18 protein-coding genes are annotated in these 23,160 nt (G+C 65.4%); 10 read left to right on the top strand and 8 right to left on the bottom strand.

What is annotated here, in order from left to right:
• Positions 1-4 precede the first annotated feature (4 nt).
• Positions 5-1,471, bottom strand: a complete 1,467-nt coding sequence (locus NKG59_RS24125) for an MFS transporter (RefSeq protein WP_253542260.1) — start codon at positions 1,469-1,471, stop codon at positions 5-7.
• Between the two features lie 104 nt (positions 1,472-1,575).
• Between NKG59_RS24125 and NKG59_RS24120 the strand changes: the two genes are divergently transcribed.
• The 4 genes from NKG59_RS24120 to NKG59_RS24105 all read left to right on the top strand — a co-directional run bounded on the left by NKG59_RS24120 (position 1,576) and on the right by NKG59_RS24105 (position 4,684).
• Entirely contained in the window at positions 1,576-2,184 is a 609-nt protein-coding gene (locus NKG59_RS24120; RefSeq protein WP_045206714.1) for a TetR/AcrR family transcriptional regulator, read from the top strand.
• 134 nt (positions 2,185-2,318) lie between these two features.
• A complete protein-coding gene (locus NKG59_RS24115; RefSeq protein ID WP_253542257.1) occupies positions 2,319-2,906 on the top strand; it encodes a hypothetical protein in 588 nt (195 codons plus the stop codon).
• Positions 2,903-3,841, top strand: a complete 939-nt coding sequence (locus NKG59_RS24110; RefSeq protein WP_420804050.1) for a S1C family serine protease — start codon at positions 2,903-2,905, stop codon at positions 3,839-3,841. The genes NKG59_RS24115 and NKG59_RS24110 overlap by 4 nt, the downstream gene beginning before the upstream one ends.
• 144 nt (positions 3,842-3,985) lie before the next feature.
• Positions 3,986-4,684, top strand: a complete 699-nt coding sequence (locus NKG59_RS24105; RefSeq protein WP_045206712.1) for a response regulator — start codon at positions 3,986-3,988, stop codon at positions 4,682-4,684.
• An 82-nt stretch (positions 4,685-4,766) separates the two neighbouring features.
• Here the strand turns inward: NKG59_RS24105 and NKG59_RS24100 are convergent, their stop codons facing one another.
• The gene (locus NKG59_RS24100) at positions 4,767-5,255 is read right to left on the bottom strand and encodes a MarR family winged helix-turn-helix transcriptional regulator (RefSeq protein ID WP_045206711.1); all 489 of its coding nucleotides are present in this window, start codon (positions 5,253-5,255) and stop codon (positions 4,767-4,769) included.
• Positions 5,256-5,525: 270 nt separating this feature from the next.
• Here NKG59_RS24100 and NKG59_RS24095 point away from each other — a divergent pair, with 270 nt between their 5' ends.
• From NKG59_RS24095 to NKG59_RS24080, 4 genes are all read left to right on the top strand, one after another.
• On the top strand, positions 5,526-6,314 hold the full coding sequence (locus NKG59_RS24095; protein WP_253542255.1) for an SDR family NAD(P)-dependent oxidoreductase: 789 nt from the start codon (positions 5,526-5,528) through the stop codon (positions 6,312-6,314).
• A gap of 197 nt (positions 6,315-6,511) precedes the next feature.
• On the top strand, positions 6,512-6,739 hold the full coding sequence (locus NKG59_RS24090) for a hypothetical protein (protein ID WP_253542253.1): 228 nt from the start codon (positions 6,512-6,514) through the stop codon (positions 6,737-6,739).
• A gap of 120 nt (positions 6,740-6,859) precedes the next feature.
• The gene (locus NKG59_RS24085) at positions 6,860-9,619 is read left to right on the top strand and encodes a bifunctional glycoside hydrolase/polysaccharide deacetylase family protein (RefSeq protein WP_253542251.1); all 2,760 of its coding nucleotides are present in this window, start codon (positions 6,860-6,862) and stop codon (positions 9,617-9,619) included.
• Positions 9,620-9,739: 120 nt separating this feature from the next.
• Positions 9,740-11,728, top strand: a complete 1,989-nt coding sequence (locus NKG59_RS24080; protein WP_253542249.1) for a methyl-accepting chemotaxis protein — start codon at positions 9,740-9,742, stop codon at positions 11,726-11,728.
• A gap of 82 nt (positions 11,729-11,810) precedes the next feature.
• On the opposite strand, the gene NKG59_RS24075 is transcribed toward NKG59_RS24080, so the two are convergent.
• The 3 genes from NKG59_RS24075 to NKG59_RS24065 form a co-directional block, all read right to left on the bottom strand.
• Complete coding sequence (locus tag NKG59_RS24075; RefSeq protein ID WP_253542247.1) at positions 11,811-12,623, bottom strand: ferritin-like domain-containing protein; 813 nt, start codon at positions 12,621-12,623, stop codon at positions 11,811-11,813.
• 180 nt (positions 12,624-12,803) lie between these two features.
• A complete protein-coding gene (locus NKG59_RS24070; protein WP_413412155.1) occupies positions 12,804-14,045 on the bottom strand; it encodes an MFS transporter in 1,242 nt (413 codons plus the stop codon).
• Between the two features lie 103 nt (positions 14,046-14,148).
• Positions 14,149-14,880: a Crp/Fnr family transcriptional regulator gene (locus NKG59_RS24065; RefSeq protein ID WP_253542241.1), complete on the bottom strand. Its 732-nt coding sequence runs from the start codon at positions 14,878-14,880 to the stop codon at positions 14,149-14,151.
• 128 nt (positions 14,881-15,008) lie between these two features.
• On the opposite strand from NKG59_RS24065, the gene NKG59_RS24060 reads away from it, so the two are divergent.
• Positions 15,009-15,638 carry an HD domain-containing protein gene (locus NKG59_RS24060; protein ID WP_045206706.1) on the top strand — a complete coding sequence of 210 codons (630 nt, stop codon included), beginning with the start codon at positions 15,009-15,011 and terminating at the stop codon, positions 15,636-15,638.
• A gap of 9 nt (positions 15,639-15,647) precedes the next feature.
• Here the strand turns inward: NKG59_RS24060 and NKG59_RS24055 are convergent, their stop codons facing one another.
• Together NKG59_RS24055 and adhP are read right to left on the bottom strand one after the other, a co-directional pair.
• The gene (locus NKG59_RS24055; protein WP_253542238.1) at positions 15,648-16,643 is read right to left on the bottom strand and encodes a 2-hydroxyacid dehydrogenase; all 996 of its coding nucleotides are present in this window, start codon (positions 16,641-16,643) and stop codon (positions 15,648-15,650) included.
• A 59-nt stretch (positions 16,644-16,702) separates the two neighbouring features.
• Positions 16,703-17,725 carry an alcohol dehydrogenase AdhP gene (gene adhP, locus NKG59_RS24050; protein ID WP_253542235.1) on the bottom strand — a complete coding sequence of 341 codons (1,023 nt, stop codon included), beginning with the start codon at positions 17,723-17,725 and terminating at the stop codon, positions 16,703-16,705.
• Positions 17,726-17,872: 147 nt separating this feature from the next.
• Here adhP and sbcB point away from each other — a divergent pair, with 147 nt between their 5' ends.
• On the top strand, positions 17,873-19,312 hold the full coding sequence (gene sbcB, locus NKG59_RS24045) for an exodeoxyribonuclease I (protein WP_253542232.1): 1,440 nt from the start codon (positions 17,873-17,875) through the stop codon (positions 19,310-19,312).
• Between the two features lie 75 nt (positions 19,313-19,387).
• Here the strand turns inward: sbcB and NKG59_RS24040 are convergent, their stop codons facing one another.
• Positions 19,388-22,960 carry an indolepyruvate ferredoxin oxidoreductase family protein gene (locus NKG59_RS24040; RefSeq protein ID WP_253542229.1) on the bottom strand — a complete coding sequence of 1,191 codons (3,573 nt, stop codon included), beginning with the start codon at positions 22,958-22,960 and terminating at the stop codon, positions 19,388-19,390.
• Positions 22,961-23,160 lie beyond the last annotated feature (200 nt).

Here is a 23,160-nt window from a genome sequence, read left to right as displayed (position 1 = left end):
TGGCTCAGGCGTGCCGGCGCCATGCGCGCCAGAAGAGCACGAAAGACAGTATCGTCGCACCCACGTTGTAGAGCGTCGCCAGTGCAAACGCGTGGCCGTAGTGCGCGGCGTGCGTGGCGGCGTCCATCGCCACCGCACCATCTGCCCCATCCACCTGGCCGAGCAGCGAGAACAGCAGCACGCCCACCACCGTTACGCCCACCGCGTTGCCGACGGCCTGCATGGTCGTGACGGTGCCGGCGCCCATGCCGGCCTGGGCTGTTTCCACGCCGCTCAGGATGGTGTTGAGCGACAGCGGAATCACCATGCCTTGCCCAAAGCCGTTGAGCATCAGCGGCAGGATCAGCCAAGCGGTGCCCGCGCCCAGTTGCGCCATTGCCGCCAGCACCACCATGCCCACGGCGAAGATCGCCACGCCCAGCAGCAGGGCGCGCTGCCCGATGCGTTCAGCCAGGCGGGGCGCTGTGAGCGAGCCGGTAAAGAACGCGATGGCCGCCGGCGTGAACACCAACCCCGCTGCCAGCGCCGACAAGCCGCGCCCGAACTGCAGCAGGATCGTCAGCGCCAGGAAGTACGAGCTGATGGCCGTGTAGAACATGAAGATCGCCAGCACACCCAACACAAAGCTGCGGTTGCGGAACAGCGCCATCTCGATGATGGGGACGCGGCCCGCGGCCGACAGCGCCTGCTCTACGCGCACAAAGTGGCGGAACACCAGCAGCGAGGCCAGCGGCACCGCCCACGACCACCACGGCCAGCCGGACTCGCGGCCCTGCATGATCGGCACCAGCAGCATCGCCAGCGCCACCGCGCCTGCCACGGCGCCATGCACGTCCAGCCGCGCCGCCACCGGCGCACGCGATTCCGCCACGAAGGCGCGCGCAGCCAAGAGCGCGGCAATGCCGATCGGCACATTCACCAAGAACACCGCGCGCCAGCCCGACACGTCAGCCGCCAGCGGATGCGCAATCAACCAGCCGCCGATGATCTGCGAGACCGACGCCGCCACGCCCTGCACCGCGCCCATGGTGCCGAATGCGCGCCGCCGCGCGTCGCCGTCAAACAGCACGCGCAGCGAAGCCATAACCTGTGGCATCAGAATGGCTGCCCCCAGGCCCTGGCCGACTCGCATGGCAATCAACATCCACGGCGTTGTCGCCAGACCGCACAGCGCGGATGCCAGCGTGAACAACGCCATGCCCACCAGAAACATGCGCTTGCGCCCGAACAGGTCGCCCAGGCGGGCGCCGTTGAGCAGGAACACCGCATACGCCGCGCTGTAGCCGACCATCACGAGCTGGATTTCGGCAAAACTGGTGTGTAGACCGGCACGGATGTCCGGAATCGCCACATTGACGATGAACAGGTCGAGAATGGTGACGAAGTTGCCGGTCAGCAGCGCCGCCAGCGCCGGCCAGTGCCGTTTGGCTGGCGAGGCAACGCCATCGGCAGAAAGGGATTCCGTTGACATGGGGGATCTCGGTTTATTAATATACGGTCGTACGTATACTAGGGAGCGATCGGTCCACGTCAAGCGCCGATTGCGTTGTCCCCACTCATCGATAGGGCATTGCCATGAACGAAACCGACGGCCGCCGCCAGCGTGGTGAACGTGCGCGCGCCCAGGTGCTCGAGCACGCCACCGCCATCGCTTCCACCGACGGGCTGGAGGGTTTGACCATCGGTCGCGTGGCCACGGATGCGGGCGTGGGCAAGGGCAATATCCAGGTGCTGTTCGGCGACAAGGAAACGCTGCAACTGGCCACGCTGGACGCGGGCGTCGTGCATTACCGCGAGATGGTCGTTGAACCGGCGCTGGCGCTGGAAAGCCCGCTTGCCCGCCTGCGTGCGCTAACCGAAGGCTGGTTCGACTACGTGGCCAGTGGGGCGTCGCCGGGTGGCTGCTTTGTCTGCGCGGCCAGCTACGAATACCGCGCGCGGCCAGGCGCCATCCAGGACCGTGTGCGCGGGCATCGGGAGGAGATGCGCGCCCGCTTTCGCGAGACGATTACCGCGGCACAGGCGGCCGGTGAATTGCGCGCCGATGTCGAGGTCGATCAGCTCGTCTTCGAAATCGAATCGTTTCGTTCCAACGCCAACGTGGCGTTTCTGATGGGCGACATGGCGGTATTCGAGCGCGCGCGCCGCAGCACGCGGGCGCGCATCGATGCGGCGCTTGCCTGAGCGGACTTCCCAACACGCGACGCGCGCAAGCAACGCCTGTGCGCCGCCGCGGCCGTCCCCTCGCACCACCTTTGGTTACACTTGTGCGCAGTCGCACAAACACACCAAACACAAGACTCGCGGGGGGATTGGGTATGACGAGCCGAACGATTGCTGCGGCCATCGGAATCGGGGGCGCGCTGTGGCTGACGGGCTGCGCAGCGCCTTATGCGGAGCCGCCTGCCGGCGCCAACACGGCCACGGTGGATTTCGTCCGCCCGCTGACCAGCACCAACGCCACCATCCTCGCGTTTGACGACGCAAAGTATTGCGGCAACCCGCGCACCGCGCTCAAGCCGGCGGATGCGACGCGGCCGATCCGCGTGCTGGCCGGTGTGCCGACCGCGCTGGGCGCCAGCTTCGTCCGCACCTCGGGCACGCTCATCTATCGCTGCGGTGTGTCGGCGACGTTCGTGCCGCAGGCGGGCAAGCAGTACAAGATGACGGCCAGCTACCCCACCAACGCCCATGTGTGCCGCGCCGGCGTGGTTGAGTCTGACGACGGCCGGTCGTGGCATGCCATCAACGCGCGCTATCGCACCTACCGCATCAACCCGTCGTGGGGCACTGGAAGCTGCCCCGGCCTGACCGACGCCGACGTCGCCTTCATGCGTGACAAGACGCGCTCCGAAGACGGCTCCACCACGCTGAGCGACCTTTCCGATTTGCTGACGCCGCAATGACCCGCCGCACCGCCTTCATGATCCACACGTTCCTGGCCACTGCATCGGCACTGGCAGCGTTGCCGGCGGCTGCGCTGGAGCCGGCCGAAGTGTTCGCCAAGGTCGCGCCCAGCATCTGGGAGGTGCGCGTATCCAACGCTGCCGGCCAGCCGCTGGCCATCGGCAGCGCGGTGGTGATTGGCGACGGGCTGGCCGTGACCAACTGCCACGTGCTGCGCGGCGGCAAGCAGGTCAGCCTCAAGCGCGGCAACGCCAGCTTTGGCGCACGCCTGCTGTATCCCGACGTGCAGCGTGACCTGTGCCAGCTGCGCGTTGCCGATTTCCACTACCCCGCCGTCACCATTGTCCCGAGCAGCACGCTGGTGACGGGGCAGAAGGTCTACGCAATCGGCAATCCGCTGGGGTTTGACCTGACGATCAGCGAGGGGTTGATCTCGTCGCTGCGGCATGACGAAAACGGCGAGCTCAAGGCGATCCAGACGTCGGCAGCGATCTCGCAGGGCTCCAGCGGCGGCGGCCTGTTCGACAGCAACGCGCGGCTGGTCGGCATCACGTCGCGCATGGTGGCCGCCGTCTACGGACAGAACCTGAACTTTGCAGCGCCCGCCGAGTGGATCAACGATGTTCCCGCCCGTGCGCAAAAAGCGCTGGCCGAGCGCGCTGCAGCAGCGTCGTCGGTGGCAGCCAATACGACGCCTGCAGCGGCCACTGCTCCACAGCTGCGCAAGCCCGGTGAACTGGGCCCGAAATCGCAAGCCGCCTTTGGTGCGTACTTGCGCAAGCCGTGGCCCAAGATCTTCGTGGCCGCCGACGGCGATCAATTCGTCTACGAGTGGGGCCAGAACGCTGAATTCCGTGCGGTGTCGTCGTGCAAGGAGCGTTATCAGAACTGCTCGATCTATGCCCGCGACGACACGGTCGTCGAAGCCAAATAATTGTCCTCGCAACCCTTGACCTCGATTCAGCCAGGTTCAGGTCGGGGCATGAAGACATTAATATGTGACACGTTTGGCTGTGCGGTGCCCGTTCGAGCGAGCCTGCGCAGTCATGCAAAACAAGTCGAATAGGAACCTGCGAACATGAATTGGACCGCGACCCGACCGATCCGCGTGGTCGTGCTGGATGATCATGCGGTGGTTCGCCATGGTCTGGCGGCGCGCCTGAAGCAAGAGGCTGATATCGAGGTCGCCGGCATGTTTGCGTCAGGCCGCGAAATCGTGCGGGCACTCAAGGACAACACCTTCGAGGTGGATGTCCTGCTGATGGACTATTCGCTGGGGCCCACTGAGATCGACGGACTGAACCTGATCCGCCTGATTCGCGTGCGCTATCCGGAGTTGAAGATTCTGGTGGCCTCGGCGCATCACAACAAGGCGACGGTTGGCATGGTCATGCATGCCGGCGCGCGCGGGTTTGTCGGCAAGGAAGAGGAGCTGTCGGAACTGGTGCGTGCCATTCGCACCGTGGCTACGGGCGGCAAGCGCCTGAACGCCGCGCTGGCTGCCGAGATGGAGAGCGACGCCCTTTCTGCCGATGCGCCCCCGCCCACCGCGAATGGCAGCAAGCTCTCTGCACTGCTCGACCGCTCCGAGCTCAGCCCGCGCGAGCGCGAAGTGCTGCGCTGCTGCCTTGACGGCATGTCGGTTACGGACATTGCCGAGAAATTCGCGCGCAGCATCAAGACCATCAGCTCGCAGAAGCAATCTGCCTATCGCAAGCTGGGTATTCGCACCGATACCGAGCTGTTCAAGATCAAGCACGAGCTTGAGGGGCAGTGAGCGCTGAGAGGCGCCCAAGCCATGCCCTGCACGCCGGCAACGCCGTCGGTTCAGATGACCGAACCGCGAACGCCTGAACCGGTCAGGCGTTATGCAGCACGCGCAGCAGCAGGTTCTCCAACTGCTTGACCTCGGCCTGCGAAAACCCGCGCAGCAGGTGGTTCAGCACATCGATGATCAGCGGCCGGATTTCCGGATACAGCGCGCGGCCTTGCTCGGTGAGCGAGACCACCACTGAGCGGCGATCCGCATCACTGGGGGCGCGCTTGACGATGTTCTTCTTCTCCAGCCGATCGATCAGCCGCGTCATCGCACCCGGATCGTAGTGCAGCGCGCGAGAGAGTTCGGCCGGGGTGGTGGCCAGGTCTTCGGCCAGGTAGATGACGACCGTCCACTGCGCGGCCGTCAGGTCCAGCGATGCCAGGGCACTGTCGATGTGCGTCACCAACGCGTGTCGGACCCGATGCACGAGCCGACCGATGTTGGTATCGCGGTCCATGGTGTCAAGCTGGTAGGCGCCTTCACTGGTGCTGGTGTCGGCGGCCTCAGGTGTTTGTACGTCGATGCTCATGGTGGTGCTCCCCGTTCTGCCGGTGATCCGGCTTGTAGGGCGCGCCGCGTTCCCGTAACGCTGGCGTGCTTCATTGCACACTAATCGTCGCTTGCCCAGGCCGTCAAGCCGGGATCGATACCAACGCGGATCGTCAAATCTCGTTGGATATCGCTGCAAAACGATTGCGGCTGCCAAGGGGTGGGGTGGTTCGTATCATGGTTGAAACGTGGCAGCCGACGCATGTGGCGCGGCGTGCTCGTCCTCCTCCATATTCCTTTTTTGAACGCCATGAACCTCCACCTTCAGAACAAGCTCGCGCTCGTGACCGGCTCTACCAAAGGCATCGGTCATGCCATTGCTGTAGCACTGGCCGCCGAAGGCGCCCGCGTGATCGTCAACGGCCGTACGGAAGCGTCCGTTGAGGACGCAATTTCGCGCCTGCGCACCGAGGTGCCCGACGCCCAGGTCGAGGGCTTTGCCGGTGACCTGTCCAACCCGGCGCAGGCTGACGCGTTGGTCACCCGCTTTCCCAAGGTCGACATCCTTATCAACAACCTCGGCATCTTCGACCCCAAACCGTTTGAGGAAATCGACGACGCCGAATGGCAGCACTTCTTCAACGTGAACGTGCTGAGCGGCGCGCGTCTGTCCCGCGCGTATCTGCCCGGAATGCGCGCCCAGAACTGGGGCCGCATCGTGTTCATCAGCAGCGAGAGCGGCGTACAGATCCCGGTGGAGATGATCCACTACGGTGTCACGAAGACCGCGCTGCTGGGCCTCTCGCGCGGCTTGGCCGAGTTGACCGCCGGCACGGCCATCACCGTGAATGCCGTGCTGCCGGGGCCGACGCGCTCCGAAGGCGTGGATGAGTTTGTCGAGAAGCTCTCCGGCGGCCAGAGCTTCGAAGCGTTCGAGAAGACGTTCTTCGAGACAGCGCGGCCGACCTCGCTCATCAAGCGCTTTGCCAGCACGCAGGAGGTGGCCAACCTGGTTGCCTATGTGGCGAGCCCGTTGTCATCTGCCACCACGGGCGCCGCGCTGCGCGTGGACGGCGGCGTGGTGAAGTCGGCGTTCTAGAACGCCAGCCCTGACGAACGCACCATTCCGGCGCGCGGCCTCGGCTTTTACGCTGGCCGTGTCGCTGGTGCATGCCGGCGGGACAAGCCGGCAGCGCGTCTGTTCGCCCGTATCGTCGAGATCGCAGACCAGCCAGACCGAGCGTGTCCTCGCCCGTGCGCTGGCGGCATTCCTTCCACATCTTCGGAGTGATTGCCATGTCCCACTGCAAAGTCTACGGAACCAAACCTGACAACGGCCCCGGCCAACTGGCGGCCCAGGCTGCACGCGATCGCGTCAACCAGGCGCACGCGGCCTGGGCTGTCACGCTCGCGTACAACAGCGGCACGACAACCGCTGTCTACACTTCCGCAGTCGCCAGCGTCGACGACCTGGAAAAGGCGTTCGAAGCTGAATTTCCGCAGTACACGGTGGTCGGTTACTGAGCCGCTTGCCCCGCCACGTGCCCCAGGGCAGCGGGGCGGGCACGTCCCCCTAAGCCACAAACATTGCAATCGGCCTGCAGCCCGTCACAATAAAAGTCGGACTGACTTTTGAGGATTGGGATGCAGGGCAAGCGAGCTGTGGGCAGCATGGGTTTGTGGTGGCGGACGGCGTGGCTGGGTGCCGTTACGTTGGCGTTCGGCGTTGCGGCCGCGCGCGCACAGCAGCCGGTAACGCCTGCGCCTGCAGATCCGCAGATGGCCTTTTACTACGGCCGCGATGTGCCCGTCGCTGAACTGCAAGCCTTCGACTGGGTTGTGCTGGACCCGGCAACGGCCGGCAGTTTCGATCCGAAACAGCCATCGTCCACGCTCTGGTTCGCTCGCGTCGACCTGACACAACAGACCGATGCGATGCGCTCGAGCGCCTGGCCTGCCAATGTGATCGACCAGGTCTTTGCGCCGTTGCTTGCGCAAGGCTACCAAGGCTTCCTGCTCGATGGGCTGGACACACTTCAACGCAGCGCCCCCGATGCCGCCAATGCCATTGCGGTGCTGGTTCAGGCGTTGCATGCGCGCGCACCGCAGACGAAGCTGCTGGCTGGCGGCACGGCCTGGCTCGAGACGCTGGCGCCGCAGTTGTCCGGCGTCGTGACGGCGGGTCTGGTGCGTGAGCGCGCAGGAGGCGAAGGTCTGCGCGATGTGCCCGATGCCGAGCGCAACGCGCGCATTGCTACGCTGCGCAACATCGGGGCGCAGTATCACTTGCCGGCGGTCGCGCTCGATTACTGCGTCAACTACAACCGCACCTGTCTGCGGGAGACCGCCAACGTGGCGCGCGCTGCGGGCGTCACCAGCTACGCCACCACATCGGGCGCGGACTTCATCGGCATCGGCCGGCTGGAAGTGATGCCACGCCGTGTACTGCTGGTCGAACCCCAGGAGCCCGGCACCAGCCGCAACACCGCCCCGTCGGTGCTCTATCTGGCCATGCCTATCAACTATCTGGGCTATCGCACCGAATTTGCCGACGCCAACAAGCCGTTGCCGACGGTCACGCCCGACCGCTATGCCGGCGTTGTCACCTGGTTCGACAGCAACGCACCGCGGCCTGGCGCGTGGGCGTCGTGGCTCAGGCGCACGATGAGCGCCGGCGTGCGTGTGGCGATGTTCAACCAGTTCGGGCTGAACATGGATGCCCCTACGGCGCAGATGCTGAATCTGAAAATGATGCCTGGCACCCCGGCTGGGCCCCTTGCCATCGTCTCGCATGATCCGATGATGGGCTTCGAGCTGCAGCCCCACCCTGATCGGCGCATGGCCGTGGGCGTGCAGGTGGACCCTGGCGTGGCGGGAGCGCAATCGCTATTGCGGCTCTCGGCCGGCAGCTACACCTACGATGCGGCGGCCATCATGCCGTGGGGTGGCTACGTGCTGCAGCCCTTCGGTGTGTTTCGCATGCCCGATGTCGACCAGGCGCGCTGGGTGATCCAGCCACTGGATTTTCTGCGCCGCGCGCTGCAACTGCCCACCATGCCGGTGCCTGACACCACCACGGAGAACGGCCGACGGCTGATGACCGTGCATATCGACGGCGACGGATTCGCCTCCCGCACCGAGTTCCCGCCCGGCGAGTTCTCCGGCCAGGCCTTGCTGCGCGACATTCTGGATCGCTACAAGGTGCCGACTACCGTGTCGATCATCGAGGGCGAAGTGGCGGCCGACGGTGTGTACCCGAAGCTCACGCCGCAGCTTGAGCCGATCGCGCGCAGCATCTTTGCGCAGCCCTATGTGGAACTGGCTAGCCACACGTTCTCGCACCCGTTCAACTGGCTGCGTACCACCAACCCGCCCGACCCGACTTCTGCCGAAACGCCCGAAGGCACCGACACCGCCTTCTCGTTGAACATTCCCAATTACCGCTTCAGTTTCGACCGCGAGATCGCGGGCTCCATCCATTACATCAACACCAAACTGGCCCCTCCGGGCAAGCGCGTGAAGGTGCTGCTGTGGAGCGGCAACGGCCAGGTGCCACCGATTGCCGTGCAGAAGACCGTCGAGGCCGGTGTGCTGAACATGAACGGTGGCGATACCTACATCACGCGCTCCAACCCGAGCTGGACGGCCGTCGCGCCGCTTGGCGTGGACAAAGGCGATGGCCTCTTCCAGGTATTTGCGCCCGACCAGAACGAGAACATCTACACCAACCTCTGGCACGGCCCGTATTACGGCTTTTCGCGCGCCATCGAAACGTTCGAACTGACCGAAAAACCTTATCGCTTCAAGCCGATCGGCATTTACTACCACATGTATTCCGGCACCAAGCTGGCCTCGCTTACCGCCTTGCGGCAGGTGTATGACTGGGCTGTCGCGCAGCCGGTCATGCCGATCTACGCGTCGGACTACATCCGCAAGGTGCTCGACTTCCGCGCCATGGCTGTCGCGCGTGACGGCGATGCCTGGGTCGTGCGCGGCAATGGCGATCTGCGGACCGTGCGCTGGGCGGGGCCGGGCGTGCCGCGCCTTGCCGATGCACGCGATGTGGCCGGCTACGCTGCAGGCCCGGGCGGCACCTACATCCACCTGACCAGCGGCTCGGCGCGCTTCACCCTGAGCACCGCCGCGCCAACGCAGCCCTACGTGCGCGATGCCAGCGGCAGGCTGTCGAACTGGCAACGCAGTGCGGATGGCCGCTCGCTGTCGGTCGACGTTGCCGGCTATACGCGACCGTTCATCCGCTTTGCCAATGCAACCCGTTGCCGGGCGACCGTGGACGGCCGCGAAGTGAGTGCATCACATGGCGCTGACTGGCGCATCGACCTGGGTGCGGGCAACCCCGCTCAGCTCACGCCCCAACACGTTGAGCTAACTTGCGATAAATGACGTCCGGAAATGCAGACGCATGTCTGCTTTGCCGGACATAGCCGCCTGTAAAACGTTTGCTCTCAAGCTTTTCCCGGTTGATCCGTTGTTAACCCGACTGACGACCCCCAGGAAAAAAGCATGAGAGCGTCTGCGCCCCTTTCTGAAGTTTCACAACCCCCAACCAGCCTCGGTACCCGCCTGGCCGTGATTGGTCTGATCGCCCTGGTGGCGGTGTTCGGCATGTTTGCGCTGGCGAACTCGCAATCGAGCCTGCGCATGCTGGAGGCCAATACCCAATCGGCCATGCGCAACCAGGAGGCCGCCATGCGCGACATGATCGGCCTGTTCGACGGCACCATGCGCACCGAGGCCGACCGCTTTCTGACCGCCTTTGCCGACGCCGCGCCCGGCCCCTACAGCGTGGACCCGGCGCAGACCGTGCAAGTGGCGGGCAAGCCGACGCCTACCTTCAAAAGCAGTGACACGGTCCTGAACCTCAACTTCACCGTGCCGGACAAGTTCTTCGCGCGCACCGGCGGCACCATCGCCACCGTGTTCGCCCGCACCGGCGACGACTTCGTGCGCGTGACGACGTCGCTCAAGAAGGAAAACGGCGAACGTGCGATTGGTACGCTTCTCGATCGCGCCCACCCCAGCTACAAAGCGCTGATGGCCGGCGAGTCGTTCCGCGGCCTGGCGTGGCTGTTTGGCGTGCCTTACATGAGCAAGTACGAACCCGTGCGCGATGCGTCGGGCAAGGTGATCGGCGCGCTGTATGTGGGTGTGGACGTGCGCTCGGAACTGGCGCTGCTCAAGGACAAGATTCGCTCGCACGGCATCGGCAAGACGGGTGGCTATTTCGTCATCGACGGGAAGCCCGGCGCCGATCAGGGCAAGGTGCTGATCGACCACACGCAAGACCGCGAAGGCAAGAACCTGCTCGACGCCAAGGACGCCGCCGGCCAAGCCTGGGTGCGCGAGATGATCGCGCGCAAGGACGGCACGCTGCGTCATACCCTGGCCGACACGGAAGGTGGCACCGCGCGTGAGCGCCTGACGGTCTTCACGCAATACCCGGATTGGCAACTGGTGATTGCCGGCACGGCCTACGTAGATGAACTCAACGCCGATCTGGTGGCCGCCCGCAATCGCTTCCTGCTGCTGGGTCTGGCACTCGGTGCGCTGCTGGCCGGCGGGCTGTACTGGATGCTGCGCCGTACTGTGAGCACGCCGCTGGCCGAGGTGGTAGACGCGGCCCAGCGTGTGGCTGCGGGCGATCTCACGCACCGCCTGCCCACCACCCGCCGCGATGAAATCGGCCAGGTGATGCGCGCCGTCAACGGCGTCGGCGACGGCCTTTCGGGCATCGTCGACAAGGTGCGCGCCAGCGCCTCCACCATCGCATCAAGCACCGGTCAGATCGCGGCCGGCAATGCGGATCTTTCCGCCCGCACCGAAGCGCAGGCCGGCAATCTGGAACGCACTGCGTCGAGCATCGAACAACTGGCCGCCACCGTGCGCCAGAACGCCGAGAGCGCCCACCACGCGCACGACATGGTGCAGTCCGCCAGCGAGGCGGCCAATGCCGGCGGGCAGACGGTCGAGCGGCTGGTCGGCACCATGTCGGGCATCCACGCCACGGCGCAGAAGATTGCCGACATCACCGGCATCATCGATGGCATCGCTTTCCAGACGAACATCCTGGCGCTGAACGCCGCCGTGGAAGCCGCCCGCGCAGGCGAACAGGGTCGGGGCTTTGCCGTTGTGGCCGGCGAGGTGCGCAGCCTCGCCCAGCGCAGCGCAGCCGCTGCCAAGGAGATCAAGGAATTGATCAATCGCTCGGTTGAAGAAGTGCAGGCCGGCAACCAGGCCGCACGCGGCGCCGGTGATGCCATGCAAGACATCGTGACGCGCGTGGAACGCATCGCCGGTCTGATGGGCGAGATCAGCCACGCCTCGCGCGAGCAGTCGCAAGGCATCGAAGAGGTCAACCATGCGGTCACGTCGATGGACGAGGTGACGCAGCAGAACGCTGCGCTGGTTGAAGAAGCGGCTGCCGCCGCTGAAAGCCTGCGCCAACAGGCCCAGGAGTTGCGCGGCGCTGTGGATGTGTTCCGGTTGGCCTGAAGCGGCGCGTGGTCGGCTGGATAAGAAAAACCCGGGCTTCAACCCGGGTTTTTTTGTTGGCGCAACCGTCGTGCGCGGCGGTCTAATGCAGGATCACCCGCCGCACCACGGCCACCAGGGGCGGCCGAATCGAGCGCTCGAACCCCGGGCGCAGGCGCAACGGCTTGAGCAACATCTTGGCCGCCATATCCAGCGGCAGATAAGAGCGCACCAGCGCGCTGACGCGCGAGTTCAGCGCGCGAACATCGGCCTCGGGCACATCTTCCTGGCTGCGCTCGATACGCAGCACATTGCGCAGGGCGATCATCGAATCTTCGTTCTTGATTTCACGCAGGCGTGAGGCGAGCGCCTTGAGCACGCGCGCGCGGCCTACGCCCTCGCTCGCGTTGCACTCGTTGAAGAAACGCAGGAAGTGTTTGTAATGTCGGACTTCATCGGCCGAGATGCGGCTGGCGAGGTCGCGCAGCACCGGTTCATCGGCCTCAGCCGCGGCTTGGGCGATGGCCCGATAGAAAGTGGCGGTGCCCATTTCGACGACGCAGCGCGCGACCATTTCCAACGCCTGCGTGGGCTCGAACTGGTCGACCGAACAGGTGACCGAGTATTCCTCGAAGAAGCGGGCGTAGCCGCGCTCCCAGTCGAACTCGGGCCATACGGTTTCAACGTAGCGGCGCAGGGCAAGGCCGTGCTGAAGCTCTTCGCGTTCCCAATGGTGGATCAGCCAGTGCGCGGTTTCGGGGCGGTCGGCGTAGTACTGGGCGAGGTTGCCGGCATAGAGGTCGGAGCCGCTCTCCACAAACGACGCACTGGCAACAAGGTAGAACAGCGTGCCGTTTTCGCGTACGCGTGCCACGTCGATGCTGTCGTAAGCGATCTCCTGGACCGACCACGGCATGCGCTCGCTCTCAGATGTTTCCACATGAACCTGTGACAAGGCGCTTCCTCCGTCGGCAATCTCGCAAAAAGCGGACCGCCCTTGCTATGAGAATGAAACATCACGTCCCATGTTTCAAGACAGATGTGCGCTTCCAAAGGTTCCTAAAAGCAATCTCCTGCGCTCAAAGTGGTGAATGCGTCATGACGATTGCGTCACCCCTGTACGCGACGCAGCGGTAGGTACGTGGCGTTTTTGCGCGTGCCGCAAGCCATAGGCGAAGGCTACGAGCGCGACGATGGCGGCTCCAACCATCGCCCATTCGACTGCTGCATAGCCGCCGCTGGCTCGCCAGAGCAGGGCGCCCAGCCATGGGGCGCTGGCCTGCGCCAACAGCACGGGCGTCATCATCAGGCCGTTGAGCGTGGCGTACTGGTTGGGCGAAACCAGCTCCGGCATCGCAATCGCGCGGACCATCGTGTTGATGCCGTTGGCTGCACCATAGACCAGCGCGAACACGATCAGCAGCGGCCCGCTGGACAGCGCGAGCAACGAGAGCGCTGCGGCCATGGCGCCGTACGTCCACGGTGCAATGCGCACCGGGTGCGCCGGGCGCGACCGCATCATGGCCAGCCGCCCGAGCACCTGGGCGGGGCCGATGAGCGCGGCGATCAGCAACTGGCGACTGGTCGGCACGCCTTTCTCCGTCAGCAGCGGAATCAGGTGCGCGCCGAGCACGGTGGCGATCAGGCTGGTGGCCACGAAGGCCAGCACCACCGCCCAGAACACCGGCAAGCGCAACACCATGCGCCATGCCGAGGCATGCACCGCTGCTGCCGGGTCAAGCGCTGCTGCAGGGGCGAGCATGGGCGGCCGCACGTGCAGGCGGGCATGGATCGGCAGGCAGATCAGCACATGGGCCAGCGCAAAAAGCTGCAGCGTGTGCCGCCAGCCGAGGTGTTCCACGCCCCATTGCGCGAGCGGAATGCACAGCGTGCTGGAGAACCCTGCAATCAGCGTGAGACCAATGATCGGGCGCTGATACGCATCGCCAAACGCCTGGCGAAGCACGACGAAGGCCGGGTCGTAGAGCGTAGTGGACATCGCCAGGCCCATCGGCAGCCAAAGCAGCAGGAAGGTGGTCTCATTCGAGACGAAGGACCACGCCAGCAGGCCGCCCGCCGCGAGCACGGTGCCTGCACCCATCACGCGGCGCGCAGGCCAGCGGTCCAGCGCGCGCCCAACCCAGAACGAGCACAGCGCCCACACCAGCAGGCCGAGTGAAAACCCGCCCGCCAGAAACGGCCGGGCCCACCCGAGCGTGTCGTGCATCGGCGCCAGAAACACGGTGAAGCTGAAGTACAGCGTGCCCCACGAGACCATCTGCGCGAGGCCGAGCAGCAACACAAGGCGCCGGCCCTCGGGCGAGGCCGGCAAGAACATGGGATTCATGGAGATGGGTGCGGTGGCGGCAAGCAGACTCGCGGCAAAAAATTCATTCTATGGGTGCAAGTTGCGGCGCGCGTGCCCCATGCGCAGGGCAAGCTCAGGAAGCGTGACCGTCGATCAGCCGCCGCAAAGCTGCCGTGTCGACGACCTCGACTGTGCGGTAATGGCAGCGGATCCAGCCTGCGCGCTGCCAAGCCTGCAGGTACTTGGAAATCGTCTGCCGCGAGCGTGCCAGCATCCGGCCCAGCTCTTCATTGCTGGCGGCGACGGTGCGGCCATCGCCGGCGCGGGCGAGCTGCAGCAGCCGTTGGGCGAGCCGCGCATCGGCGGGCATTTCGCTGGCGTGCTCGAACTCGTCGAAGATCAAGCGGATGCGCTGGCAGAGCTGCTGCATCAACGCCCACATGCCGGCCGGGTAGGCAGACACCACGCGCGCAAACGCCGCGCTGCCAAGCAGGACGAGCGTGGTGGGCCCCTGCGCATGGGCGCTGTGCGTGCGGCCACCGCCGTCAATGAGTGCGATCTCGCCAAACCATTCGCCGGCGCGCAGCACGCCGTAGACGAGTTCGCTGCCGCCGTCGGTCGTTCGGCTGATGCGCACGCGGCCGCGCACGATCAGGAACATGCCCTGCGCCGGGCCGCCGTGCGGGTGGATGCATTCGCCGTCAGGGTAGGTGACCAGGCGCGCGGTGGGCGCGATCTCGGCCAGCAGATCGGCGGGGGCGTCGCGCAGCCAGCCCTGCGCGAGCTGCGAGGGCGTGGGAGCCGGGGCGGTATGGGAGGCGTCTGCGGGCATGGCGGCAGGATGCGGCGAAGGCAGTCCGATCATTGTCAAACGCTTGACAGTCTGCATGCAAGCGCCGGGCAGAGAATGCCCCATCAGCCGCGCAGCCATTCAATACGACAATACGACGCGGCACCGACGCGACCATTCCGGCGACGAAGGAGACACCCCCAATGACCGATCCGAAGCACACCGCCCCGCGCGCAACGTTTTCCCACATGGAGCACGGCACCCGCGAGGACTGGGCCGCCATCTCGGCCGAGTTCATGCCCTATGCCCGCGCATTGCCCGACCGCGTGCTCGCGCACCTGAAGCTGCTCGACGGCGATTGCGGCGGCTTCCCGATCGATCGTCTCGCGCACTCGCTGCAAACCGCAACGCTGGCCCACCGCGACGGCCGCGACGAGGAATACGTGGTCTGCGCGCTGCTGCACGACATTGGCGACACGCTGGGCAGCTTCAACCACCCGGACATCGCCGCGGCCATCCTCAAGCCGTTCGTGAGCCCGGAAAACCTGTGGATGGTCGAGAAGCACGGCATCTTCCAGGGCTACTACTTCTTCCACCATCTGGGGCTCGACCGCAACCTGCGCGAGCAGTACCGCAGCCAGCCCGAGCTGTTCGAGCGCACGGCCGAGTTCTGCGCCAAATACGACGCCGCCGCCTTCATGGCCGATTACGACAACCTGCCGCTCTCGTTCTTCGAGCCGATGGTGCGACGCGTGCTGGCCAAGCCACGCAACTCCATTTACGTGAAGGAAGGCGAAAGCGAGCTGTCCCAGCCGAAAGCCAAGGCAGCTTGATTTGCGGGTCTAGGCCTTCACCACATTGACGGGTGCGCCGGCCGCCCAGGCCGCCACGTTGGCGAGCGTGGTGTCGGCAATGCCCGCCAGCGCCTCGCGCGTGAAGAACGCCTGATGCGCGGTCACGATGACGTTGGGAAAGCTCAGCAGCCGTGCCAGCACGTCGTCCTGCAGCACGTCGGCGGAGCGGTCTTCGAAGAACAGATCCGCCTCTTCTTCGTACACGTCCAGCCCGAGGTGGCCGAGCTGGCCGGTCTTGAGGGCGTCGATCAGGGCGGGGCTGTCGACCAGGCCGCCGCGGCTCGTGTTGATGAGCATCGCGCCCGGCTTCATGCTGGCGAGCGCGCTGGCGTCGATCAGGTGATGTGTGCCAGCGTTGAGCGGACAGTGCAGGCTGACGATATCGGCCTGCGCCAGCAATTCCGGCAGCGGCACGTAGCGCACGCCCAGCGCCGTCAGAGAGGCCTGCGGAAACGGATCGAATGCCAGCAACTGGCAGCCGAAGCCCGCCATGATCCGCGCGAACACCTGCCCGATCTGCCCGGTGCCGACCACGCCGACGGTCTTGCCCGCCAGGTCGAAGCCCAGCAATCCATCCAATGAGAAATCGCCTTCGCGCGTCCGATTGCAGGCACGGTGCAGCCGCCGGTTGAGCGTGAGGATCATGCCGGCCGCATGTTCGGCCACCGCGTGCGGCGAATAGGCCGGCACGCGTACCACCGTCAGCCCCAGGCGCTGCGCGGCCGGCAGATCGACGTGGTTGAAGCCTGCCGAGCGCAGCGCAATCAGGCGCGTGCCGCCCGCTGCCAGCGCTTCGAGCACTTCCGCATCGAGGCAATCATTCACGAACGGGCACACCGCTTCAAAGCCCGCTGCGAGGCACGCCGTTTGCGCGTCAAGGTGCGCGCGCTGGAAAACGAGGTCGAAGCTGTGACCGCCGCGCGCGAGTGAGGCGCGGAAGCTGTCTTCGTCGTAACGGTGGCTGCTGAAAAAGAGGATACGCATGGCGGTGGGGCAAGCGGATGTGATGCCCGCAGCTTACTCGCACCGCCGGGTGGCGGCACTCAGAGCGTCAGGACGATGCGGCCATCCACCTTGCCGGCCTTCAGATCGGCCAACACCTGGTTGATGTTGTCGAGCTTGTCGCGGTGAATATGGGCGCGCACCAGCCCCTCGGCGGCAAACTCCAGGGACTCTTGCAGATCACGCCGCGTGCCGACGATCGAGCCGCGCACCGTGATGCCATTGAGCACCGTGGAGAAGATCGGCAGCGGAAAATCGCCGGGCGGCAGCCCATTGAGCGAGATCGTCCCGCCGCGCCGCACCATGCCCAGCGCTTGTGCAAAGGCACTGCGCGACACCGCCGTCACGAGCACGCCGTGCACACCGCCGATCTCTTTCTGAATCACGGCTGCGGGGTCCTGCTGCGAGGCATCGACGACGAGCTTGGCCCCCAACTCGCGTGCCAGCGCGAGCTTGTCCGGCGCCACGTCCACGGCCACCACATGCAGGCCCATGGCGATCGCATACTGCACCGCCACGTGTCCCAGCCCGCCAATGCCGGAAATGGCGATCCACTGGCCGGGCCGCGTATCCGTCATGCGGATGCCCTTGTAGACCGTCACCCCCGCGCAGAGGATCGGTGCGATCTCTTCAAAGCTGACCTGCGCGGGCAGGTGGCCGACGTAGTTCGGATCGGCCAGTACGTATTCGGCATAGCCGCCGTTGACGGAGTAGCCGGTGTTCTGCTGCTCGTGGCAGAGGGTTTCCCAGCCGCTCAGGCAGTGCTCGCAGTGGCCACAGGCGGTGTAGAGCCAGGGCACACCCACGCGGTCGCCTTCCTTGACGGCGGTCACGCCTTCGCCCACCGCCGCCACATAGCCGACCCCTTCGTGCCCGGGGATGAACGGCAAGCTGGGTTTGACGGGCCAGTCGCCATCGGCAGCGTGCAGGTCTGTGTGGCAGACGCCCGAGGCCGCGATCTTGACAAGAATCTGCCCGCGCCCAGGTGTGGGAACCGGCACTTCTTCAATGCGCAAGGGCTCGCCAAACGCATGGACAACCGCAGCTTTCATCGACTGGGCCATGAGACATCTCCTGGTTGGGGGGAGATACCAGTCTGGTCGACGCCTGCCCGGAGCGGGTTGATGTGAGTCAACCGCCAGGGCGAGCGAGCGGGGCCGTCAACACTGTTAGCATGCCGGCATCTTCAGTCTTTCCAACGAGCTGCTGCCTTGCCCGTCACTCCCACCTTTCTCTGGCACGACTACGAAACCTTCGGCGCCGTGCCGCGCCGTGATCGTCCGGCCCAGTTTGCGGGCATCCGCACCGATGCCGAGCTGAACGAGATCGGCGAGCCTGTCGAATTGTTCTGCCAGCCGTCCAACGATTGGCTGCCCGATCCGGTGTCGTGCCTCATCACCGGCATCACGCCGCAGCAGTGCGCCAGGCAGGGCGTTCCGGAGTACCGCTTCGCCCAGGCCATCGAGCGCGAACTGGGCACGCCCGGCACCATCGGCGTCGGCTACAACACCATCCGCTTTGATGACGAGGTCACGCGCCACTTGTTCTGGCGCAACCTGATCGACCCGTACGCACGCGAGTGGCAGAACGAATGCGGGCGCTGGGATCTGCTCGACGTGGTGCGCACCACCTGGGCGCTCCGCCCAGAAGGCATCCAATGGCCAAAGCACGAAGACGGCCGGCCGAGCTTCAAGCTGGAGCATCTCTCTAAGGCCAACGGTCTGGTGCACGAGGCAGCGCACGATGCGGTGTCCGATGTGCGCGCGACGATTGCGCTGGCGCGCCTCATTCGCAACGCGCAGCCGCGCCTGTTCGATTTTTGTCTGGCGCTGCGCAAGAAAGACCGCGTGGTGGCCGAGATCGGCGATGCGCCGCGGCCGTTGCTGCATATTTCCGGCATGTACGGCGTGGAGCGCGGCTGCATGGCCGTGGTGTGGCCGCTGGGCGGTCACCCGACCAACAAGAACGAGTTGATTGTGTGGGACCTGGCGTTCGACCCGTCGGAGCTGTTCCACATGGATGTCGCGACGATCCGCGAGCGCATGTTCACGCGCACGGCTGACCTGGCCGAAGGCACCACGCGGCTGCCGATCAAGTCGATCCACATCAACAAGTCGCCCATCGTCATCAGCAACATGAAGACGCTGCAACCCGCGCAGGCAGAACGCTGGGGCATCGACTTCGCCACCATTGAACGCCACGCCGCCATCGCGCAGGGTGCGCCGGACATGCGTGATACGTGGCGTCAGGTGTACGCCCGCGAGCTGGAGCCGATCGAAGACGTTGACCAGAACCTCTACGGCGGATTTGTCGGCAACGACGACCGCCGCATGCTCAACGAGCTGCGCACGCTCAGCGGCGAGCAACTCGCGCGCCTGCATGCGGATTTTGCCGATGCGCGCCTGCCTGAGCTGCTGTTCCGCTACCGCGCACGCAATTTCCCCGATACGTTGAACGAAGAGGAATACGAGCAGTGGGAGCAACTGCGCGCCGAGCGCCTGTTCGAAGGCCGCGATGGCTATCTGACCTTCGAGGTCTTCGGCGAACGGCTTCAACAATTGGGCGCGGAAGCCACGGAAAAAGGCGACGCGCGCGCGCAGAACATCCTGCAGGATCTGTACGACTACGCACAGCAGATCGCACCGGGCTGACGAAGCGGACACGCGCAAAGAAAAACGGAGGCCGAAGCCTCCGTTTTTTCATGGCGATGCCTAAAGCGGCGCGGATCAGGCCGCCTGCTGCGCCGCTGCCGGATCGCGCCACTGTGCCAGCAGCTTGTTCCAGCGGATACGCGCCGCCGCCAGGTTGGCTTCTTTCACATGGCCGAAGCCGCGGATGTCCTCCGGCAGGCGAGCCAGTTCCACGGCCTGCCCCAGCTTCTGTGCCGTCAGCCCCCGCGCGAGTTCATCCACCAGCGCGCGGTATTCGCCGATCAGCGCGCGCTCGGTGCGGCGCTCTTCGGTCTTGCCGAAGAGGTCGAATGCCGTGCCGCGCAGGCCCTTGAACTTGGCGAGCAGCTTGAAGATGCGCATCGTGTTCGGACCGAAGCGCTGCTTGACCAGGTGGCCCTTCTCGTCACGCTTGGCAATCATGGGCGGCGCAAGCCAGAAGTTGAGCTGGTAATCGCGGCCGGGCTCGCCTTCGAATTGCGCGCGTAGCTTGTCGAGGAATGCCGGGTCGGTGTACAGGCGAGCGACTTCGTATTCGTCCTTGTACGCCATCAGCTTCGACAGGTTGCGCGCCACCGCTTCCGTGAACGCCAGCGGCTGGCCGGCGCCCACCACGGCAGCTTCCGCTGCACGCACGCGTTCCACCACTGCGCGGAACTCAGCGGCATACGCTGCGTTCTGGTACGCGGTCAGCAGATCAACACGGCGGGCGATCAGCGTGTCCAGCGAGGGCAGGGCGATGACGTCGGCTTTGGCACGCGGCGCATCGTCGGCGAGCTTGAGCACCGCATCGCGGTCTTGCGCGAGGTGGCGGCCCCATTCGAACGCGGTCTTGTTCTTCTCGACGGCCACGCCGTTGAGTTCGATCGCGCGGATGAGCGCGTCGTGCGTCAGCGGAAGCCAGCCTTTCTGCCACGCAAAGCCCAGCACGAGCGGATTGGTGTAGATGGCGTCGCCCAGCAGGCGCACGGCCAGCGTGTTGGCGTCTTCAAACGCGCAGGCATCGCCGATGGCCGCACGAATATCCGCCTCCGCCGAGCTGCCCGGGAAGCGCCAGTTCGGGTTCTTGATGAAATCGGCCGTGGGCGATGCGGTGCTGTTGACGATGGCGCGCGTCTGTCCGTGCTGCACCTTCGACAGCACTTCGTCTGATGCCGAGACAATCGCGTCGCAGCCGATCACCAGATCCGCCTCGCCCATGGCGATGCGCGTGGCGTGAATCGAATCCGGACGCTCGCCGATCTGCACGTGCGAGAGCACGGCGCCGCCTTTCTGCGCCAGGCCCGCCATGTCGAGCACGGTCACGCCCTTGCCTTCGATGTGCGCGGCCATGCCGAGCAGGCCACCGATGGTGACCACGCCCGTGCCGCCCACGCCCGTCACCAGCACGCCGTACGCGCGCTGGATGGCCGGCAGCTCAGGATGCGGCAGCAGCGGCAGCCCTTCCATCGACACGCCGTGCGACTCGGGCTTGCGCACCTGCGCGCCTTCGGCCGTTACGAAGCTCGGGCAGAAGCCGTTCACGCACGAGAAATCCTTGTTGCACGAAGACTGGTTGATCTTGCGCTTGGTGCCCAGCTCCGTGTCCAGCGGTTCGACCGACAGGCAGTTCGACTTGACCGAGCAATCGCCGCAGCCTTCGCACACCGCATCGTTGATGAACGCGCGGCGTGCCGGATCGACCATCGTGCCGCGCTTGCGGCGGCGGCGCTTTTCGGTTGCGCAGGTCTGGTCGTAGATCAGCACGCTGGTGCCTTGCACCTCGCGCAGCTCGCGTTGAATCGCGTCGAGGCGATCGCGGTGGTGCACCGTCACGCCCTCTGGCAGCTCGATTTTTCCAGATGCGGCGGCGTTGTACTTCTCGGGCTCGTCCGTGACGATGACGATGCGCGATGTGCCTTCCGCATGCACCTGCGCGGCAATCTGCGGCACCGACAGCGGGCCGTCGACCGGCTGGCCGCCCGTCATGGCCACGGCGTCGTTGTAGAGGATCTTGTAGGTGATGTTCACCTTGGCCGCGATCGAGGCGCGAATCGCCAGCAGGCCCGAGTGGTAATACGTGCCGTCGCCCAGGTTGGCGAACACGTGCTTGTCGCCCGAGAACGGCATCTGGCCGATCCACGCCACACCTTCGCCGCCCATCTGGCTGAAGGTGTCGGTGCGGCGGTCCATCCACACGGTCATGTAGTGGCAGCCGATGCCGGCCAGCGCGCGCGAGCCTTCCGGCACGTTGGTCGACGTGTTGTGCGGGCAGCCCGAGCAGAACCACGGCTTGCGCTCTGCAGTGACGCGCGGCTTGGCGAGCGCCTTCTCTTTGGCGTCGATGATGGCGATGCGCGAGGCAATGCGGGCACGCACGTCCGATGGCAGCTCGAATTTTTCCAGACGCGTGGCGATGGCGCGGGCGATCAGCGCAGGCGACAGCTCGTAGTGCGCCGGCAGCAGCCAGTTGGCCATCGGCACGGACCATTCGCCGCCGGCATTGTCACGTTCGTCAAACTTGCCGTACACGCGGGGGCGCACGTCGTCGCGGTAGTTGTACAGCTCTTCCTTGAGCTGGTATTCGAGGATCTGGCGCTTCTCTTCCACCACCAGGATCTCTTGCAGCCCTTCGGCAAAGGCACGCGCGCCGTGGGCTTCCAGCGGCCACACGCAACCGACCTTATATAGGCGGATGCCGATGCGGCGGCAGGTTTCCTCGTCGAGGCCGAGGTCGACCAGCGCCTGACGCACGTCGAGGTACGCCTTGCCGGCCGTCATGATGCCGAAGCGTGCCTGCGGCGAATCGAGCACCACGCGGTCGAGCTTGTTGGCACGCACGTAAGACAGGCCGGCGTACCACTTGTAGTCGAGCAGGCGCGCTTCCTGCACCAGCGGCGGATCGGGCCAGCGGATGTTCAGCCCGCCCTGCGGCATGACGAAGTCTTCCGGCAGGATGATCTGCGCGCGATGCGGATCGACATCCACTGAAGCAGACGATTCCACCACGTCCGTCACGCACTTCATCGACACCCACAGGCCGGAGTAGCGGCTCATCGCCCAGCCGTGCAGGCCATAGTCGAGATATTCCTGCACGTTGGACGGATACAGCACCGGAATGCCGGCGGCCTTGAAGACGTGCTCGGACTGATGCGCCAGCGTGGACGACTTGGCGGCGTGGTCATCGCCCGCCAGCACCAGCACGCCGCCATGCGCGGACGAGCCTGCCGAATTGGCGTGCTTGAACACGTCGATCGTGCGGTCCACGCCCGGCCCCTTGCCGTACCACATGCCGAACACGCCGCTGAACTTGGCGTTCGGATACAGATTGACCTGCTGCGAGCCCCAGACCGCCGTGGCGGCCAGGTCTTCGTTGAGCCCCGCCTGGAAGACGATGTTGTGCCCCGCCAGATGCTTTTTGGCTTTCCACAGGGCTTGGTCCAGCGCCCCCAGCGGCGAGCCGCGGTAGCCGGAGATGAAGCCCGCCGTGTTCAGCCCAGCGGCGCGGTCGCGCTCCTGCTGCAGCATCGGCAGACGCACCAGAGCCTGCGTGCCGCTGATGTAGATGCGGCCACGCTCAAGCGTGTACTTGTCGTCCAGGGAAACGGTTTCGAGCGCGCGGCGTAGCGCGTCGTTCAGAGGGGCATTCATGCGTGCTCCGGGTGGGTGTGTCGGGATCACCGACAGCAGGTCTCTTTTGGTGCTGCCTGCGCCGCTTCTTGTGGAAACTGGCATGCAGCCGTGGGTCGAGGCATCGTAGCATCGCGTGACATTCCGAACACCGTGCAACGCAGCAAGAATGGGGGTGGGTTTTCCCTTGGTTGTGGTGTCCGGTGCACGCATGTACAGCG

The organism is Ralstonia chuxiongensis (genome assembly GCF_024158925.1).
GTDB lineage: Bacteria > Pseudomonadota > Gammaproteobacteria > Burkholderiales > Burkholderiaceae > Ralstonia > Ralstonia chuxiongensis.
This window is presented reverse-complemented; position numbering and strand designations above follow the sequence as displayed.

What these genes read in the sequence shown, in the direction of transcription:
- NKG59_RS24070 (WP_413412155.1), bottom strand. Translation starts at nt 14,045, where the DNA reads ATGTTCTTGCCGGCCTCGCCCGAGGGCCGGCGCCTTGTGTTGCTGCTC.
- NKG59_RS24110 (WP_420804050.1), top strand. Translation starts at nt 2,903, where the DNA reads ATGACCCGCCGCACCGCCTTCATGATCCACACGTTCCTGGCCACTGCA.
- NKG59_RS24080 (WP_253542249.1), top strand. Translation starts at nt 9,740, where the DNA reads ATGAGAGCGTCTGCGCCCCTTTCTGAAGTTTCACAACCCCCAACCAGC.
- NKG59_RS24115 (WP_253542257.1), top strand. Translation starts at nt 2,319, where the DNA reads ATGACGAGCCGAACGATTGCTGCGGCCATCGGAATCGGGGGCGCGCTG.
- NKG59_RS24055 (WP_253542238.1), bottom strand. Translation starts at nt 16,643, where the DNA reads ATGCGTATCCTCTTTTTCAGCAGCCACCGTTACGACGAAGACAGCTTC.
- NKG59_RS24075 (WP_253542247.1), bottom strand. Translation starts at nt 12,623, where the DNA reads ATGCCGTGGTCGGTCCAGGAGATCGCTTACGACAGCATCGACGTGGCA.
- NKG59_RS24060 (WP_045206706.1), top strand. Translation starts at nt 15,009, where the DNA reads ATGACCGATCCGAAGCACACCGCCCCGCGCGCAACGTTTTCCCACATG.
- NKG59_RS24105 (WP_045206712.1), top strand. Translation starts at nt 3,986, where the DNA reads ATGAATTGGACCGCGACCCGACCGATCCGCGTGGTCGTGCTGGATGAT.
- NKG59_RS24040 (WP_253542229.1), bottom strand. Translation starts at nt 22,960, where the DNA reads ATGAATGCCCCTCTGAACGACGCGCTACGCCGCGCGCTCGAAACCGTT.
- NKG59_RS24095 (WP_253542255.1), top strand. Translation starts at nt 5,526, where the DNA reads ATGAACCTCCACCTTCAGAACAAGCTCGCGCTCGTGACCGGCTCTACC.
- NKG59_RS24120 (WP_045206714.1), top strand. Translation starts at nt 1,576, where the DNA reads ATGAACGAAACCGACGGCCGCCGCCAGCGTGGTGAACGTGCGCGCGCC.
- NKG59_RS24125 (WP_253542260.1), bottom strand. Translation starts at nt 1,471, where the DNA reads ATGTCAACGGAATCCCTTTCTGCCGATGGCGTTGCCTCGCCAGCCAAA.
- NKG59_RS24100 (WP_045206711.1), bottom strand. Translation starts at nt 5,255, where the DNA reads ATGAGCATCGACGTACAAACACCTGAGGCCGCCGACACCAGCACCAGT.
- NKG59_RS24085 (WP_253542251.1), top strand. Translation starts at nt 6,860, where the DNA reads ATGCAGGGCAAGCGAGCTGTGGGCAGCATGGGTTTGTGGTGGCGGACG.
- NKG59_RS24065 (WP_253542241.1), bottom strand. Translation starts at nt 14,880, where the DNA reads ATGATCGGACTGCCTTCGCCGCATCCTGCCGCCATGCCCGCAGACGCC.
- NKG59_RS24090 (WP_253542253.1), top strand. Translation starts at nt 6,512, where the DNA reads ATGTCCCACTGCAAAGTCTACGGAACCAAACCTGACAACGGCCCCGGC.
- adhP (WP_253542235.1), bottom strand. Translation starts at nt 17,725, where the DNA reads ATGGCCCAGTCGATGAAAGCTGCGGTTGTCCATGCGTTTGGCGAGCCC.